General features: G+C 49.6%; 14 protein-coding genes. 5 read left to right on the plus strand and 9 right to left on the minus strand.

The genetic code is table 11. The features are described 5' to 3' along the window. The first annotated feature begins 91 nt into the window (after positions 1–91). Positions 92–1,288 (plus strand): aminotransferase-like domain-containing protein, encoded by a 1,197-nt coding sequence (locus AC3WTJ_RS16225; protein WP_407869371.1) that lies wholly within the window; start codon positions 92–94, stop codon positions 1,286–1,288. A 71-nt stretch (positions 1,289–1,359) separates the two neighbouring features. Here AC3WTJ_RS16225 and AC3WTJ_RS16230 read toward each other — a convergent pair whose 3' ends face one another. Together AC3WTJ_RS16230 and AC3WTJ_RS16235 are read right to left on the minus strand one after the other, a co-directional pair. Beyond that, positions 1,360–2,220, minus strand: coding sequence for an SDR family oxidoreductase (locus tag AC3WTJ_RS16230; protein ID WP_492522630.1), 861 nt, complete (start codon positions 2,218–2,220; stop codon positions 1,360–1,362). Positions 2,221–2,320: 100 nt separating this feature from the next. Next, positions 2,321–2,740, minus strand: coding sequence for an Rrf2 family transcriptional regulator (locus AC3WTJ_RS16235; protein ID WP_492522631.1), 420 nt, complete (start codon positions 2,738–2,740; stop codon positions 2,321–2,323). A 230-nt stretch (positions 2,741–2,970) separates the two neighbouring features. Here AC3WTJ_RS16235 and leuB point away from each other — a divergent pair, with 230 nt between their 5' ends. The 4 genes from leuB (at position 2,971) to AC3WTJ_RS16255 (ending at position 5,706) form a co-directional block, all read left to right on the plus strand. Continuing rightward, positions 2,971–4,050 carry a 3-isopropylmalate dehydrogenase gene (gene leuB, locus AC3WTJ_RS16240; RefSeq protein ID WP_127455529.1) on the plus strand — a complete coding sequence of 360 codons (1,080 nt, stop codon included), beginning with the start codon at positions 2,971–2,973 and terminating at the stop codon, positions 4,048–4,050. Positions 4,051–4,578: 528 nt separating this feature from the next. Next, the gene (locus tag AC3WTJ_RS16245) at positions 4,579–5,127 is read left to right on the plus strand and encodes a peroxiredoxin (protein ID WP_157318017.1); all 549 of its coding nucleotides are present in this window, start codon (positions 4,579–4,581) and stop codon (positions 5,125–5,127) included. Between the two features lie 80 nt (positions 5,128–5,207). Further along, on the plus strand, positions 5,208–5,591 hold the full coding sequence (locus AC3WTJ_RS16250) for a glycine cleavage system protein H (RefSeq protein WP_492522632.1): 384 nt from the start codon (positions 5,208–5,210) through the stop codon (positions 5,589–5,591). Next, positions 5,566–5,706 carry a hypothetical protein gene (locus AC3WTJ_RS16255; RefSeq protein WP_492522633.1) on the plus strand — a complete coding sequence of 47 codons (141 nt, stop codon included), beginning with the start codon at positions 5,566–5,568 and terminating at the stop codon, positions 5,704–5,706. The genes AC3WTJ_RS16250 and AC3WTJ_RS16255 overlap by 26 nt, the downstream gene beginning before the upstream one ends. 138 nt (positions 5,707–5,844) lie before the next feature. Here AC3WTJ_RS16255 and AC3WTJ_RS16260 read toward each other — a convergent pair whose 3' ends face one another. The 7 genes from AC3WTJ_RS16260 to AC3WTJ_RS16290 form a co-directional block, all read right to left on the minus strand. Then, on the minus strand, positions 5,845–7,809 hold the full coding sequence (locus AC3WTJ_RS16260; protein WP_492522634.1) for a glycoside hydrolase family 15 protein: 1,965 nt from the start codon (positions 7,807–7,809) through the stop codon (positions 5,845–5,847). Positions 7,810–8,002: 193 nt separating this feature from the next. Beyond that, positions 8,003–10,927 carry a 1,4-alpha-glucan branching protein domain-containing protein gene (locus AC3WTJ_RS16265; protein WP_492522635.1) on the minus strand — a complete coding sequence of 975 codons (2,925 nt, stop codon included), beginning with the start codon at positions 10,925–10,927 and terminating at the stop codon, positions 8,003–8,005. Continuing rightward, a complete protein-coding gene (locus AC3WTJ_RS16270) occupies positions 10,924–11,484 on the minus strand; it encodes a DUF4912 domain-containing protein (RefSeq protein WP_492522636.1) in 561 nt (186 codons plus the stop codon). Before AC3WTJ_RS16270 ends, AC3WTJ_RS16265 begins: the two co-directional genes overlap by 4 nt. Positions 11,485–11,605: 121 nt before the next feature. Continuing rightward, complete coding sequence (locus tag AC3WTJ_RS16275; RefSeq protein WP_246069161.1) at positions 11,606–11,818, minus strand: hypothetical protein; 213 nt, start codon at positions 11,816–11,818, stop codon at positions 11,606–11,608. 73 nt (positions 11,819–11,891) lie between these two features. Further along, entirely contained in the window at positions 11,892–14,300 is a 2,409-nt protein-coding gene (locus AC3WTJ_RS16280; RefSeq protein WP_492522637.1) for a sugar phosphate nucleotidyltransferase, read from the minus strand. 96 nt (positions 14,301–14,396) lie between these two features. Further along, a complete protein-coding gene (locus AC3WTJ_RS16285) occupies positions 14,397–17,231 on the minus strand; it encodes a 1,4-alpha-glucan branching protein domain-containing protein (RefSeq protein WP_492522638.1) in 2,835 nt (944 codons plus the stop codon). A 9-nt stretch (positions 17,232–17,240) separates the two neighbouring features. Next, positions 17,241–17,651 (minus strand): DUF4912 domain-containing protein, encoded by a 411-nt coding sequence (locus AC3WTJ_RS16290; RefSeq protein ID WP_492522639.1) that lies wholly within the window; start codon positions 17,649–17,651, stop codon positions 17,241–17,243. Positions 17,652–17,718 lie beyond the last annotated feature (67 nt).

Genomic DNA, 17,718 nt, shown 5'->3' on the forward strand with positions numbered 1-17,718 from the left:
TAACCCTAAGTCCACGGGACTACTAGATAAGCACCTCACCTCCAAGCTAGAGGAGGGGTGCTTTCTACAAATGCGAAAGGATGCGTCCATTATGAAATATCGATTTTCCAAATCGCTAGAAGGTTTCTCATCCTCGGCGGTAAGAGAAATTCTGAAGCTGACACAAGGCAGCTCAATTATTTCTTTTGCCGGCGGATTGCCAGCTGAAGAGTTTTTCCCATTGGACGCGGTAAGCGATGCGTTTAAACGAGTTGTTGGCGGCGGGAAATCAGCGCTGCAGTACGGATTAACCGAAGGGTACAAGCCGCTGCGGGAATCCTTATGCAAACGTATGGCTGCCAAAAATATGCACGTCACACCAGACGAGATGCTGCTAACGACAGGTTCCCAGCAAGCGATTGATTTGTTGACGCGCGTATACATTGATGAAGGCGATATCATCTTGGTTGAAAGACCGACTTACTTGGCGGCGATTCAAGTTTTTCAAGCCAAAGGCGCGAAGATTTACTCCGTTGATAGCGATAACGACGGTATGATTCTTGAAGATTTGGCTGCCAAGGTTGCTGAGCATAATCCGAAGCTGGTTTACGTTATTCCGACATTTTCGAATCCTGCAGGCCGTGCGTGGAGCTTGGAGCGTCGTCAAGGATTGCTGAACATTTGCCGCGAAGCGGATGTCCTGATTCTTGAAGATGATCCTTACGGTGAAATTCAATTTGATGAGAATGAAACGTATCCATCCATTTTCTCGCTTGGCGGTAAAGCCGAAGGCGGTAATGTGGTGTACACGAGCACTTTCTCCAAAACGGTAGCGCCTGCTTTCCGGACAGGCTGGGTGATGGGGGATGAGACGCTCATTCGTCAAATCGCTCGCTTCAAACAGTCGGCGGATTTGCACTCCAGTACGATTGATCAGCAAACCCTGTATCATCTGCTTGAGCATTTTGATCTTGACGCGCACATTTCTCTGATTCGTGAGCAATATTTGGATCGGATGAAATTCATGTCGGGTCTATTGAAAGAGTTGAATTGGCCGGGTCTGAAGTGGGAAGAACCGAAGGGCGGCATGTTCATCTGGGTGGAACTTCCACCAGGTATTCGCGCAGAAGATCTGCTGAAAATAGCGGTAAAAGAAGGCGTAGCTTTTGTTCCGGGATCCACATTCTATGCGGAGAACCCACAGTACAACACGATGCGCCTGAACTACACGCACACAGATCGTGAGAACACGATTCTTGGTATGCAAAAACTGGCGAAAGCCATGGAATCTTACCTTCAAAGCGTATAAAAAGAAGGGACTATCCCGAGAGTAGATGTTTCTACTGTTGAGATAGTCCTTTTGTTACAATAAGGGCGAAATCAATTAGACTTAACGATCTGAGCCAAGGCTTCGCGAATTGGCGTTGCCGGGCGGCCCAGCAGCTTCTCGAAATCATCGCTTTCAATCTCAAGCGTGCCTTCCCGAATACCTTGTTGAATACCTACAAGAATAGGGACGACGAAGTCGGGTACCCCTACGCTTTTCAAAATATCCGCATAAGTGGCATCATCGACCTGCTGCACAGGAACTTCCTTGCCTAGCACCTCGCCAAGAGCGGATGCGAGTTCATCTTGCGTATGCAATGGACCTGACAATTCATATATGTTATTCTCGTGTCCGTTCCCAACTAACACAGCCGCTGCCGCCTCCGCGTATTCTTGCTGCAGCGCCCAACCGACCTTGCCAGTGCCAGATGAGGTCACCCAAGGAGCTCCAGCCACCACGCCTTGAATGCTCGACAGTTCATTCTCCAGGTACCAGTTGTTGCGTAGGAAGGTGTACGGAATGCCCGTTTTGACGATGGCTTCTTCTGTGGTCCGGTGCACCGGGGCCATGAAATTGGCGCTGCCACTTGCATTAGCTAAGCTGGTATAGGCAATAAATGTAACTCCAGCTTGCTCTGCAGCAGCTACAGCATTGGTGTGCTGGCGAATTCTTGTTTCCGTATCTCCATCCGCGGAGATGATTAATAAGCGATCGATCCCTGCAAAAGCAGTTTGCAAGGTTTCTGGACGATCAAAATCCCCTAGGCGAACATCTACGCCGCGAGCACGCAAGCCTTCGGCTTTCTCCGGATTACGGACACTCACAGCCAGTTGACTTGCCGGTACTGTTTTCAACAAAACGTCTACTACTCTCGATCCCAATTTTCCTGTTGCGCCTGTGACTAAAATTTTCATGTTATAATCCTCCTAATATTTTTGTTGTAATCATTTTTGTTATAACAATAACTGTTACAACTTATATATAAAATAAAAGCTCTCTATATGGAGCTCCTACTTATTTGAACTTCATGGTAAGTTGACTCAAAGTCGTCTGTGCCAGCCTGTGTTCCATAGCGGATTGAGCCTCGCTTAACTCCGACTGAAGAACGGATTCGATGTTCCGCCCGACGGGGCACCCCTCATTGGGATCTTCATGAAACCGGAATAATTGGTTATCTTCAATGACGTGCACAGCCCGGTAAATATCCAGAAGCGTAATGTCCTCCGGTGCTTTGAGCAGAGAAGCGCCCCCAACTCCTGGGCGTACTTCCACTAATCCTGCTTTTTTCAACAAACCCATAATTCTTCGGATGACCACAGGATTGGTATTCACACTTCCCGCAATGTAATCCCCTGTACAGTCTTCGGTCGAACTGACGGCAATCAGGGAAAGTGTATGGACAGCGATTGAAAAACGTGTACTGATTTGCTTCAAAACCATTCACCACCGTTGTAACTATTATAGTTACTACTCAGAAAGGTGTCAATATCCTTATTTTTAGAAGGAGCTTGATTTCTGTTATAGAAGGTTATAGGAGGAACCTATTAAAGCAATAGATTTTATATCTAATGAAAAGGGTTATCTTATGTTACAATGAGAGCATCATATAGTCGATAGAGATGCTTACCAAGCAGCTTTACTAATTTAAGGAGTGAATGACAGTCATGGCAGATGTGAAAAAAATTGCTGTAATCGCTGGAGACGGCATTGGTCCAGAAGTCGTTGCAGAAGCGGAAAAAGTATTGAAACGTACCGAAGAACTATTCGGTTACCAATTTGAAACAGAGCATGCTTTGTTCGGTGGAATTGCCATTGATCAAACAGGTACACCACTTCCGGAAGAAACATTGAAAGTTTGTCAATCCGCAGATGCTGTTCTTCTAGGTGCTGTAGGTGGACCGAAATGGGATAACAACCCGAAAGAAACGCGTCCGGAAACAGGTCTTCTCGGTATTCGTAAGGCGCTTGGTTTGTTCTCTAACATTCGTCCGGCTTTCATTTTTGACTGCTTGAAAGAAGCTTCCACATTGAAACCCGAAGTACTTGAAGGAACGGATCTAATCGTTGTTCGTGAATTGACAGGCGGTATCTACTTCGGTGAGAAATTCCGTCGCGAAACGGCAAACGGTCAAGAAGCTGTAGACACTTGCGCGTATAACGTTTCTGAAATCGAGCGTATTGCCCGTCAAGCGTTTGACATCGCTCGCACACGCCGCAAAAAGCTTGCTTCCGTTGACAAAGCAAACGTTCTGGAAACTTCCCGCCTATGGCGCGAAACGGTTAACCGTATTGCGGTTGACTATCCGGATGTTGAGCTTGAGCACGTGCTTGTAGACAACTGTGCAATGCAATTGCTGCGCCGTCCGTCTTCCTTCGACGTCATCGTGACAGAGAACATGTTCGGCGACATCCTGAGCGACGAAGCTGCAATGCTGACAGGTTCCATCGGGATGCTGGCATCCGCATCGCTTGGCGAAGGCAGCTTCGGCTTGTATGAGCCGGTACACGGTTCTGCGCCTGATATTGCAGGCCAAGGTATCTCTAACCCAATCGCAACGATTCTATCCGTTGCTTTGATGTTCCGCTTGACTTTCGGTTACCACGATGCAGCGGATTCCATCGAACGCGCTGTGAAAGAAGTGCTTGATGCAGGCAACCGCACAGGCGACATCGCTGTCGATAAGAGCAAGGCAATCGGAACATTGGCTATGGGCCAACTGATTGTAGACGCTATGCGTAAATAAGAATAAGAGCTTGTCCGCTAGGCATTTGTGCTGCAGCGTGCAAGCTCTTTTTTTAGTGTTGCTTGGGGAAAATGAGTGGCAAACATAGTCTACGTTGCATTTTGTACATGATAGATGCGGCTTTTACTAGGTTATGCTCTCCCGCATTGTACAAAGTGCAATCACTAGAGGACAAAAGATCGAATCTAGGCGTTTTTCACGCCTCTAAGTTGCACAAAGTACAATATCGCGGCGTTCTACTGTCTAATTTCGTGATAGTGTTGTACAAAATACAACATAGAATGAGACTGTCTAGGCCACGCGCTTAAAAAATGGTGGTTTCAACCTATTATGGCCATGGGGGAAATAGGTAAACGAAGGCAGATCAGCGCCAACTTGGATGGAAAAGGAAGCGGAATTAAACGTGTTCAAGGACCTTTCATATTTTAAAGTAATTATTATCTTGTATGTGGTCTAATTATTGACTTTCATCTATTCGGATGATACCATTTTATACGAAGAAGATAGATTTGAGGAGGAATTATACACATGGCAGAGCGTTTAGTTGGTAAACAAGCTCCTGATTTTACAATGGAGACAGCTACAGGTGACGGTACAGGGTTTGGCAAAGCATCTTTGTCCGACTACAAAGGCAAATGGTTAGTATTGTTCTTCTACCCATTGGACTTCACATTCGTATGTCCGACAGAAATTACAGCGCTTAGCTATGCTGCTGCTCAATTCAAAGAATTGGACACTGAAATTCTTGGCGTTTCCATCGACAGCATCCACACACACAAAGCATGGATCAATACACCTGTTAACGACAACGGTCTTGGCAAATTGGAATTCCCACTTGCTGCTGACATCACGAAATCCGTAGCACGTGACTACGGCGTTCTTATCGAAGAAGAAGGTATCGCACTTCGTGGTCTTTTCATCATCGATCCAGAAGGCGAATTGAAATACGAAGTTGTTAACCACAACGATGTAGGCCGCAGCGTAGAAGAAACACTTCGTGTGCTTCAAGCGCTTCAATCCGGCGGATTGTGCCCTATGAACTGGAAACCAGGCGACAAAAACCTTGTCGTAAAATAAGCATTTTTTACATAGACAAGCTCCTCTTAGCTGGCATGCGAATGCGGCGGGGGGGCTTTTCTTCATGAAGGAGAATGAACGTGACCGTACCAACGCATCTGCAATATACAAGAGATCATTATTGGATACGCAAGGAAGGGAATGAGGCTGTCGTCGGCCTAACGGAAATCGGCTTGCTTGCGTGGGGGATGGTTTTATTCATCGAGCTTCCGGAACGTGGAGCTGTACTTGGGCAAGGTGCTTATGCCGGCTCCTTGGAGACCGCCGAAAATGAGCATGACTTACTTGCGCCGTTATCCGGCGAGGTCATCGCTGTTAACATGCTGTTGGAGCGGGCAGTGATGATGCTGATTGAGTCACCTTATGATAAAGGGTGGCTGTTCAGAGTAGCATGCAGCGAGCCATCGGAGCTGGAGCAGCTGTGGGATGCGCAGATGTATGCGTCGAGTTATTCGTTTGATTGAGGGTACAGCCGCAAACTGCAAGCTGCAAGCCAAGCCGCAAGACTACTTAACAGGGTCTTGCGGCTTTTTTATTGGTGCAGGCGCTGCTCTTGCTCAATCCAGGAAGTCTGCATGAGATCCTGCAGCAGAGTGCTAACGAAAGGAAGACGTTATGTCCAAAGCAAAGGTTTGAATCGAAGTTAATGGGGGCAGCAAAAAACCGCCGGGTTAGCACTTATTCAAAAAAAGTGTTAACATGGCGGCTCCGGTTACATTATTGTTTGGAAAGCTGTTTGTATTTGTTCAAGTACTTCACAACGGCAAGCACATAAGTCGCATGCGACCAGGTAAGAGGGGCGACGGAAACCGGATCGCCTGAGAAAGGATCCAATTGCTCAGACAGGACGCCGCTTTCCATAGCGTGTTTGACGACCCATTCTAATGTCTGGCGAGGGGCTTCGAGATCAGCGAGTGTTTTGGCGTATTCGATTTCCCACTCAGCGATCCAGAGCGTACAGATGATCCAAGGATTTCCGGGTACATTCTCGATATCGGTGGAACGTTGGAAGTAATAATCATGATGATAGCGGGCAATGCCACCGACATTTGTTTTAATTCTGAGACCTTCTTTATTCGCTTTCATGGTTCCGACAACACGCTCATCATCGGCAGGCAGGACGCCGAATTCAAATATTCCGTAAACCGAGCTTTCGAGCGTCATATCTTTGACCCATTCGCCGTCCTCCATATACAAACCGCGAACGAATCGGCCTTCATTTTCATCCCATAGATGCTTGAGAATACCGGCTTTAATTTTCTCCGCCGTATGCTTATAGCGATTGCTGCGCTCTTCATCCCCGAAGAGGTTGCTGAAGTTGGAAGCTGCGATAAGTCCGCCATACACCGCTGAGGCGGTAAAGGTATAGATCCCGTAACGTTCTTCCCATAGATCGTAGCTCGGCTTCGGCAGGTTCAATTCCTGATCGATGTAAGTGGACATGAATCTGGCCGCTCTGCGAATTAAATTACGATAGAGAGACTGTGCGAATTCAAGGCTTCCATTTTTCTGGAAATCAGCCCAGAGAGCGAAGAGTACAAGGGCTGTTTCATCTTCTTGAATAGGGAGCTGGACACGTCCGGAATGAATATAAGGGTGCCAACTGGAGCCTACGGTGCCGTCCGGATTATATTTATGATGCAGGTAACCTTCAGGAGACAGCACATTCGCACAGAAGTTGAAGAAAGGAATAATCATCCCTTGGTAGCCGGCCATGGACATGGAGTAAGCGATCAGGGCGCCGTCCCGAGGCCACATGTAGCTGTAATGATCGCGGTTGCTCTGCATGATGTCCGAATCGTTCGCGGCGATAATCGCGCCGTTCACATCGGTTTGCGTCCTGACAAGGAGCAAGCTTTGTTTGAAAAGGCGCTGCACATCGGGATTCAAATCTCCGTAATCCCTATCGATCTTATTCGCCCACCGCTGCCAGTAAACCGTTACGCGATCAAGCAGCTTGCCGGGGTGGCTGTCTTTGACGTAGGCATCAAGTTTCTTGACTTCCTCAAGCGTTTTGCCTGCACCCATCCAGTAGTAGAGTGTTTGGTCGGCATTTGGCGGCACAAACATTCGAAAGGAGATCGTACTATCGACGGACCCTTGCGCAATGGCGTTGCCCATGAGATGCCCGTCTTCCGCATCGCGCCACGTGCCTTCGGCGTTATAAAATCTTTTGACACCAGTAGAGTATTGATAAATGCCTTCAGTTCCGGTACTGCCATTGAACATGAAATATCTGTCTTTTTTATAGTGGAATACCGTATTCGTCAAAGGATAGAAGGCAGCGGTATCGCCGACCTCGGTTTCATTAATGAGCAAGTCCTGATTGAAGAACATTCTCACTTCGCGAACGGTATGTTTGTGATTCGTAATTTGGATCCGTTTAATATAAATATCCTCTCGCTGATGAACGCCGTCATTCATGAGTAAAGTGATGCCAAGACCAGGATGCGTAGCTCTTACTTCAGTAACAAGAGAATCTTCCACATAACCAAGCTGGAACTGCCACTCGGGGGAATTCAGCCAGGCAAAGTCACCATCCACCCAAATACCGACACGGCATTGATAACCGCCAATATGATTAAGCTGGCCTACGAAAGGATAGTACAGATCTCGCATATAGGAATGCTGATCGAGATTAATAAGAAATTTTCCGTTTCCGATGACCAGATGTCTAGGCAATACAATCACTTCCCCACTCTTTTGTTTGATTGTTCAGTAAGTTCAACCAAGTGCAAAATCTGTTCAAAACCGAGCACTGCGAGCACAAGGCCTGCCAATAGGTTACCTAATAATTACCAAGGAATCAATGTTTCTTTGAAAAAATTCTGAAAATTTCAACTGGGTGCGCTTTCATTTGGCATAGATGTCCATATTATTTGATTATTTCCTTTTGATGCGGGATTATACCCGATGACGGCTCGTGAGCGATTAATTTCGTGTACAAAGTAACTGTGATGGCACCGATCTGCTCCCATCCAAAGTTGTCGTGAATTGTGGCCAAAGCCTGAGCGGCAAGTTCAGAAGCGGCAGCGGGATTTTGTAAAAGCTGAACAATTTGCCAAGCAAGCAGGTCAGCATTGCCTGCAGGAACCTTATATCCGTTAATTCCATGATCTACGATGTCGGACAGACCTCCCGTATCCGAAACGATAAGCGGTGTACCGCTGGCCATCGCTTCCAAGGCCACAAGGCCAAACGGCTCGTAGAGGCTGGGGAATACACAAAGTTCAGCATGGTGTAATAGCAAGTTTTTGTCCCATTCGTCCAGGAAACCGGTGAAATGGACACTGTCGGCGAGTGGGGCAGCCGAGAGTTGGAGCTCTTCAAGTTCCGGTCCCGTACCGGCAATAACCAACTGAGCCATCGGATACTCCTTGTGAACATGCTGCATGGCGCTAATGAGGAGGTGCACGCCTTTCTCATAAACAAGCCTTCCGAGGAAAGCGATAATGGGACGAGCAGCATCTCCATGCGGCACCGAAAGTACGCGAGAAAGCTCCGGGTTAACCGCTGAACCATGAGCACCCGGTACCCGAAATGGCATAACGCCATTAGGGATATGGGTCATTTTATGAAAAGGAGTATGAAAAAGGTGCATAACTTCTTGCAGCATATAAGGACTGCAGACCACCAGGTGATCGGCTTCGTGCGCTAATTTATGTTCCAGGGCATGAATGCGCTTTTGCGCGGGCGTATCCAGCTTACCCAGATTGCGTCCCGACTCAGTCGCGTGAATCGTGGCCAGCAGAGGGAGGTTCAGGACCATCTTGCACTCTTTTGCGGCATAGTAGACGAGCCAATCATGAGCATGAATGATATCGAATTGTTGTCCTTGAGCGGATAAGCGCTGGACAGTATCCGAGAAGGCCAGGTTCATCTGAAACACCCAATCCAGGAAATGAAGGGGTTCAGCGGAAGAAAATACGTCTACACGGTGAATATGCACGCCGTCGAGCAGCTCGTAGGACGGGCATTCGGGCGCCAAGCATGTGACGACATGGATCTCCAGACCACTCGCAGCAAGCTGAACAGACAGATCACGAACGGCTCTGGCGAGACCCCCAATCACTCGTGGCGGATATTCCCAGGCAAGCATCAGAACGCTTAGAGGCCTAAGCGAATCAAGCTGTGAAGGGCCATCGAATGCACGCTCGGAGGCATCAGGGAAAAAGCTGATCGATGAAGCGGGCTGAAAAAGACGGTAATGCGCCTCGGGTAAAAAAGGCGTTTGCCGCTCCAGGGTCAGCACAAGCTCGGAAAGCGCTTTGTCTGTCATTTCACCCGTTTCACCGTCAACTGTATCTAATAATTTATGGAAAGAAGCGAGATGTGTCTCGATTCGTTTCACAGCATAGCTGGTTACCGTTTCCGCATCCAGGATGAAGGTCCAATCGCTGCTTTGCGCGAGCATCAACTCGCGCGCGGCTTGATTCAGCGCACGAACCTGCAGGCCGCTGAGCAGCTCCGGCTTCCGGTGCTTATGCGCCGCAAGCACCAAGCGATCCTCCGCCGCGTGCAGCAGCGGATGCACCCACTGGCTGCGCGGCTGCAGCCAGACCTCGGCGAAGCCGCCACGGCCCCAGCTGGACTCCGGCAGCGGGGCCGCCGTGGTCGGCGCATAGGCGGCTGCGTAGCCGCCTAATGTCGCCGTCTCGCAGCGCGCAGCGGCAAGGCCGCGCAGCACCGCCTCCAGCCACTGGTGGCCTTCGTGCCACCAGTGCCCGAACAGCTCGGCATCGTATGGGCATACGATGACCGGCGGCTGCGGCTGCTGCTCCGCGCAGCGCCGCAGTTGCGCCACCCGGCTGGCGACGAAATGCTCAGCATGCTGCTGAGCTTTCTGTGCGGCGAGCGCCGGGTGATAGGGCGCTTTGGCGTCACCTTTGCCGGTGACGCGGTGGTACTTGAAGCCCGTATGAATGCGTGCGCCGTCCGGCAGCACATAGGGCTTCAAGTACTCCCACTCGGCCCCGCCGCTGCGGCCGAGATCAAAGCCGATATCGCGGTAATATTCGCGATAGTTGGGGTCGCTCGGGTAACCGCTTTCGGCGCTCCATACCTGAGCGCCGGCTTCGAGGTCCCGAGCGTAGGCGCACGCGCCGTTTGGTGTGCGCAGGGGATGGCTGGTGGATGCCCCAGACGTGGCAAACGCATGGGCATCCACAACAAAATAGCGCAGCCCCAGCGCCTGCAAGTGCGGCTCCACGGCAGGCGTGTAGCCGCACTCCGGCAGCCAGATGCCTGCCGGAGCAGATCCGAAATGCCGCCTGAATTCCTGGACGGCGGCTTCAAGCTGCGCGCGCAGCGCGGCGTCGTTCTTGACCAGCGGCAAGAAGGCATGTGTCGCGGCGCACGTTATTAACTCTAAGCAGCCTGAGCTTCTCAGGCTGCGGAATTTCCCGATCAGATCGCCGCGCAGGCGATCGTACAAAGCAAGCAGCCGATGATAGTGATCGGCGTAGAGCCTGGCCGTGGGGCCGAAGTCGGCATGGCCCCATAGGCGAATCACCTCGCGCTGGGAAAGCTCGCAGAGGGAGGCCAGATGCTTGCGAAGCCGTTTCTGCAAGCCGGTATCTTCCAGCATAGCAAGCAGCGGCGGAGAAAGGGATAAAGTCAGCGCGAAGGGCACGCCTTCTTCAAGCAGCCGATCCATCATTTCAATGAGAGGCAGATAGCTATCCACAACCGCTTCGAAAAACCAACGTTCTTCTAACGTAATTTCTGCTTTATGATGACGCACGTAAGGGATATGGGCATGCAGGAGCAAAGCAACATAACCGTGTACGTTTGAGCTCAATCGAGATCGCCTCCGAATTCCGAATCTGCTGGGGGTGTGCACTTGGGTAAGTACACCGAGTAGGCCGAGAAATACTCATGAGCTATAGGGGCCTTAAGCTGAATGGAAACGGCAGCAGGCCTGTAGGTAACTTGGTTTTCCAGTGTTGCAACGTTTGAAGGAAATTCTTGATTCGTATGTATATGGGGAGTCTGAATCGTATTAGAACGCAGAAGCGGGAGAAATTGTCCCTGCTCATTCTTAATGCCGAGTTCTGCGAAGTACAATCGGCCGGGTAGAAAACCGTTCAGGAAGCAGCATTCTCCTTGTGGAAGGGGGAGTTCAGAAATCGTATCTGACAGATGAGTGCTGACGGCTTGTTCGACAGTTGTTTCATAAAAACGCAGAGAGGGCTGAAGCAGGAGCCAGTCCGCTCCGAAGTGATCCTGCACCATCCTTTTTTTCCTCGAAGAGAGCTGCCAATAAGCAAAAAGATTAGCCGATGACTGCACCAGCAAGTGGAGTGTGTCCCTGTCATTGGAATGGGCAGAGAAAGCTTGAGTAGGAATCAGACTCACCTTTTCTTAGGTCGTAATGGGAAATAAATGGGATAAACCATTCGGACAACATTGTAGCATACGCACCTAGGAAACGAAAAATCTCCTCCTTTCAAGAAGGGGGAGATCTCCTGTATGTGCTTTACTTGATTGGAGGTTGACCTTCCATGTACCGGGTCTCCGTAAGCCTCATTAAAGAATCATATCGATTGACAGAACTCAGAATCAACAGATAATCATCCTGATTAATATTCGTATAAGATGCCTTGAAACCGGTATGATATTGAACCGTCATACTGGAAGATTGATCGTCATACTGCACAAAAGCGATCTGCCTGGAAACACTTGGAATCATATTCACGCCGCTCTCCCCTTCATCTTAAGACTTCGGATCACCCGCTAATGGATATATCTGTCATATAGTATGCTTATTGCAACACATTTAGAATGTGGTCTCGGTACGAATGGACGAGCTCTTCGGCAAGAGCCGGATTCTGAGACTGGGCGACAAGCCTAAAAACAGGGTCTTCACTATCGGGCAGCAGCAAAATCCAACCATGTTCATGATAAAATTTGATTCCGTCCACCAAATCAACAGGCGTGTCCTTGGCCTTGTTCATCATACTCCGCATCACTTCGCCCTTGGAGTCCCATGGGCAATCGATTTGCTCGCGGTGCAGATAGAAACTCGGAATCAGGGATAGAAGCTCTGACAGCGGTAAACCGGTTCTGGCTAGATGAAGAACGACAAGTCCAACGGCAAAAAGCGAATCAAACAAAGGATGCATCCGCGCCTGCTCCGTGGCTTCTAGAATGGCGCGTTCCCATTCCTTGGTGCGAATGATTGTAGCGCCTAGTCCCTCGGCCATGCTCTCCAGGAGCTCAGGCGCGCTGACGGGAGCGCCAATGGTTGCTCCCGGCCGACTGTGCAGGTAGCACAGATATAGGAAAACGGTTTGCAAATCCGTATCTACAAGCGCTCCCTTCTCCGTCACAAGCTGCAAGGTGCGGCCATCGTCCAACATGCGCAAGCCCAAGTTAGCCCCGGCTAGCGATGTGAACAGGGGAAGTGGTTCCTGATTATTTGCCGTGGTCACATGGATCGCTTCCAGTCCCAATTTCTCGAAAAACGGCACCAGATAAGGCTGCAGCCAAGGGCTGGCTTCAATGACGATTTTCATTCTCGATAGGGGCAATTTTTCTCCTTCATCTGCGATTTCTTCAGACAACGTACGGACATAGGTCTGAAACCAATGTGTTTCATCTTTATAGCTGCCGAGGTGTTCCATTGATGCCCGTCCGTAATCCTCTTGCCCAAAGCTGTTTTCCACTTTGCGCTCGGCGGATCTTGTGATAGGAAGTCCTTCGGCATCCATGCAGGCTAACAGGCACCGTTCGTTCTCCTTGCCTGACCAATCCAGGTGGATACCTCCTGCGGCGCCCAAGTGACGAATGGCAAACGAAGCTGCCGGAGCCAGGCAATCTCCCAAATCAATGACATGCGTGCCGACAGATTGCAAGCTTGCCGTCAAAGCACGCTTGAGCAAACGAGTGAAGGTATGCGGGGCGCAGCTTACAGTGAGTGTTTTGCCGGCAGCAAGGGTTGCCCCGTAGGCTGTGCCGAACTTGGCGGTCATCTCGGGCGTTAGCTCCAGATTGGGAAGGCCGCTGACTCCGCGGGTTTTAAACAGCGTTTTGGCAGCATGCTCCCCCCATATATGAGAAGTATGAAGGCGGGATTTATCGCGAATTTGTTTATGGGGCCATATTTTCACATGAGGCTCGATCCGGCTCTTTTCCCCAATAATGACATGATTGCCAACGACCGACCCCTCGCCGAGATACGAGGCTTCTTTGCAAACAATGCGGCTGGTTAGCGTCGAACCTTCTAATTCGTTATGGGGGGCGATGTGGTTATGGTCCCAAAGCACGCTGCGCGTGAGCTTGCTGCCCTTGGAAAGCCGATTATTTTCCCCGACGATGCAGTATTCTCCGAGTTCCACCCCGTCCTCAAGCTTACTCCCTTTACCGATAAAAGCAGGTCCAACGACGCGGGCTGTTTCACTGGTCTCTACATCGTCTGCGATGTAGACGTGAGGCTGGATTTGGGTGCCGTGGATATGGAGCTGTACCTTGCCATCGAGCATATCGAACTGGGTTTGCCGATACTGCTGCAAGTTGCCGATGTCCATCCAGTATCCGCTGCTGACGTAGCCGTAGAGCCCTCTATTTTCTTGAAGCAATGCCGGAAAAAGCTGTTGGCTAAAGTCAAATTCCTGGCCCGGCGGCACGCGCTCCAGGAGCTCTGGCTCCATGATATAGATGCCGGTATTCACCGTGTCGCTGAACACTTCCCCCCAGCTTGGTTTCTCCATGAAGCGGGTAATCAGGCCGTTTTGATCGGTCATGACCACACCGTATTCCAGCGGATGAGGGACACGGGTCAGCAGTAACGTGGCTTTGGCTTGTTTTTCTTTGTGAAAAGCGAGCGCCTGTTCCAAATCGAAATCGGTTAAGGCATCACCGCTAATGACGACGAAGGTATCGTTGAGAAACTCGTGCGCCTGCTTGACGCTTCCGGCTGTACCCAGTGGACTCATTTCTTCAAAATAGTGGAGATTAACGTCAAACGCTTCTCCATCGCCAAAATAGTCGCGAATCACTTCAGGTTTATACTGCATCGTGACGGCAATGTCCTGGATGCCGTGTTTGTGCAGCAGCTCAATAATATAGGCCATGCACGGTCTTCCCAGGAGAGGCACCATGGGTTTGGGAAGATGGCAGGTAAGGGGGCGAAGCCGCGTGCCTTTGCCTCCAGCCATAATAACAGCCTTCATAGTGGGACCTCCTTAGAGTTTTCTTTAAAAAACTTGCTTCGTAAGAATGTGCTTGAGTTTTCTTTAGAAAACTTGCTTCGTAAGCATTTGCAGTTGTTAACTTTTTACTGTAACTGGAATGTCGGAGAGCTTGTGGGTTAGTTTGCGATAATCCTCCTGAACATGCGCAGCGATATGGTTCCATTGATAGTTTTTCAGCAGCAGCTCGTAGGCGCTGTCGGCCATTTTGGCGGCTAATTTGGGATGCAGCAGCATTTCGGTAATATGCCATGCCAGCGAATCGACATGTCCCGGCAGAGCTTTGTAGCCGTCCAAGCCATGCCGAATGATTTCAGCCAGACCGCCTGTATCCGAGAGTACGAGGGGCCGCCGACTGGCCATTGCCTCCAAAGCAACGATTCCGAAAGGCTCATATAAGCTCGGTATGACACAAACATGGGCATATTGATAAAGCTGGGTACGGTAGCTATCATCTATGAAGCCAGTAAATAAGACGCGATCTCCTAAATGGGCTGCTAACCCGCGAAGTTCGTTTTCCATCGGTCCTGAGCCGGCAATGATGAGCTTTGCTTGCGGCACATGGGTTAAGATGCCTGGCATGGCATGGATGAGCGTATGAATCCCTTTTTCATAAACAAGCCTGCCAATATAGAAAATGACTTTATCCTGTTTCGCAATTTCACGAGGACGTTTTGCTGTTTCCTTGCCGGATGCCAGAGAGAGCTGAATGCCATTCGGATGAACAATGACTTTATCCGGAGGCAAGCTGAAGATGCGGACAACTTCCTCTTTCATATAGGAGCTGCAAACAAAAACGCGGTTGGCCTCGTAAGTCAGTCTCCACTCTAACTGATGAATTTTGCGTTGTAGGTCAGAACCCAAATTCCCTTGATTTCTTCCCCATTCCGTCGCGTGAATCGTCGCTATCAGAGGGATGTTATAACTCATTTTTATTTCTCTCGCAGCATGAAAAACCATCCAATCATGGGCATGCAGAAGATCGATGCGGCCGCCGTTCTCCACCCAGTTGACCAGATGATCCGTCATGGCGAGATTCATTTCAAAAGTCCAATGATAAAAGGATGTATCACCGGAATGCTGAACAGACAATCGATGGACATAGACGCCATTTTTATTCTCAAAAGAAGGTGCGCCGTCATAGGACGTCGTGATGACATGCACGATTTCTCCTAGGGAAGCAAGGGCTTCCGACAGTTCATGGACGGCTTTCGATAAACCGCCGACTTGTTTGGGCGGATATTCCCATGCCAGCATGAACACATTGTGGCGATGTTTTGTAGCTTCGAGTAAATCTTCCCATTCACTTCTGCTAGGAATAATAGGAATAGGCGACTGGAGGTTGATGCTTCTGAAAGCCTGATAGTCGACATCCGGCAGGCAGTGGTCTTGTTCCTCAAGTACAGCAAGGAAATCCTCATCAATCTGGTTGCCATTCAATTGATCACAAAGCAGATGGAAGCAGCCAAGATGCTTTTTTATCCGGCGGCTGGCATAATTCGCGTAGGTTGCCGAGTCCATCATGAACGCCCAATCGCTGCTCTGAGCCAGCATGAGCTCTCTGGCGGCTTGATTCAAAGCACGTTTGAACACATCGGCGTTTGCTGTCTCAGCGTGAGGAAGATGCTCTTGATTTGTGGCGAAGTGAATCATCCGCTTCTCCGCTTCATGAAGATGACGGTAAATCCAGTCATTGCCTGCTTGCAGCCAGGTTTCAGAGCTGTGGTTCCGGCCTGCGCTGGAGGGGTTCAATTGGCCAACGCCGGCCGTAGGATACTCATCCAGATACTCGCTGGGCGTTATCATTTTCACCGTCGTCTGATCGAGAAACATTTTGCGGCATAGCTGCTCCAGAAAGTGGGGACCTTCATACCACCAATGCCCAAAAAGCTCCGCTTGAAAAGAGGAGACGATAACCGGCTTTCGATCCAGCCAGCGAAGCGCTTGTTGCACCTGTTTTTGGCGATGTTTGAGAAAATCATCGGCATGCTCTTCCGCTCTTTCGGAGGCGAGTGCGGGATGATAGGGCATTTTGAGCCGGCCTTTACTTGTATTGCGGTCGTATTTGAATCCTGCATCATTTGCCGAATAATAGTCGCGATAAAGAAAGTCGCTGCTATACCCATCCTCAGGCGAGCAAATTTGGTGCATAGACGCTAGATCACATGGAAAAGCCGTCACGCCGTCAGTCGACGTCAGCAGCGGAGCCAACTGTTCACGATGGGGGTGAGGGGATGCAAAAGCAACAGCGGTGGCGTCCGTGAAAATATACCGGATGCCGGCTTCGTTCAAAATCCGCTCAGTCCCCGGCGTATAGCCGCATTCGGGTAACCAGAAGCCGCGTGGCTTTTGATCGAAATAACGCTCGAAGTCTTTCACCGCGGTTAGAATCTGAGCCCTTATGGATTCTTCCGTTTGCATCAAAGGCAGAAAGGCGTGCGTAGCGGCGGATGCTACGATTTCTATGTGACCTAATTCTTGAAAATGTTTGAAGGCGACAATGACATTTCCCTCATAACTCTCGTACAGATCCAGCAGCTTTTGAAACCTCTGCGAGTACTGGTAGGCAGCAGGAAGGAGAACGGGGTCCTGTTGTAGCCGTACTTGTTCGCTGTCAGATAGCGTAATAAGTTTTTGGAGATAAACCCTATATTTGGCTTGCCAGAACGGATCGCTAAACAGGGATAACAGTGTCGGAGTGATGGAAAAGGTCATGCGGAAATCAATTTGATCTTGCGAGAGCTGCTGCATGACTTCCAATAATGGCAAATACGTTTCTGTCATAGCCTCAAAAAACCAGCGTTCTTCCAACGCAACGTCCGGACCTTGGTGGCTGATATAAGGAAGATGAGCATGCAGGACGAGGGCGAAATACCCCTTAATCTCAGGCTTCGATTTCAAGCGATTAATCAAAACTTATCGTCACCTCGGTTCTCCCCAATTCACTTCCGAATTTTTGGGGGTTGAGACACAATTGGATCGAAGTAAAGGGATAAACTCATGCTCCCACGTATACGTCCCTACATCCACGATATAGCTGCGATTAGCCCCAGCTTGATGCAAGTAGGCATGCGTAGTTTCGGGCGGTATGGTTGTATCCCAGGAGGTATGGGCATTATGTCCATTAAAGAGTACATGCGTCACATCGTACAAACGGATGACACACGGCATAGCGCCGAAGTCACATTCAAAATGCTGGGACACCAGCCACCTGCGCCTGTCAGATATTTCCCAATATGCATAGAGCGAATTTGTACCTACAACCATAAGATGGAGTAAGTCCTTGTAATATCTTCCAGGTACCTCATACTCCGAGATTGGCGAGGTTTTCAAGGCTTTTCCTCTTTTCTGGACAATCGCATTTCGGGCGATCATTTTCTTGTAAAAGCATTCGCTTTTC

The organism is Paenibacillus sp. FW101-FHT12H11, assembly GCF_058790355.1.

Excerpts from the sequence above, each read along its gene's own strand:
- AC3WTJ_RS16225 (WP_407869371.1), top strand. The coding sequence starts at position 92 with ATGAAATATCGATTTTCCAAATCGCTAGAAGGTTTCTCATCCTCGGCG.
- AC3WTJ_RS16230 (WP_492522630.1), bottom strand. The coding sequence starts at position 2,220 with ATGAAAATTTTAGTCACAGGCGCAACAGGAAAATTGGGATCGAGAGTA.
- leuB (WP_127455529.1), top strand. The coding sequence starts at position 2,971 with ATGGCAGATGTGAAAAAAATTGCTGTAATCGCTGGAGACGGCATTGGT.
- AC3WTJ_RS16245 (WP_157318017.1), top strand. The coding sequence starts at position 4,579 with ATGGCAGAGCGTTTAGTTGGTAAACAAGCTCCTGATTTTACAATGGAG.
- AC3WTJ_RS16255 (WP_492522633.1), top strand. The coding sequence starts at position 5,566 with ATGCGTCGAGTTATTCGTTTGATTGAGGGTACAGCCGCAAACTGCAAG.
- AC3WTJ_RS16275 (WP_246069161.1), bottom strand. The coding sequence starts at position 11,818 with ATGATTCCAAGTGTTTCCAGGCAGATCGCTTTTGTGCAGTATGACGAT.
- AC3WTJ_RS16280 (WP_492522637.1), bottom strand. The coding sequence starts at position 14,300 with ATGAAGGCTGTTATTATGGCTGGAGGCAAAGGCACGCGGCTTCGCCCC.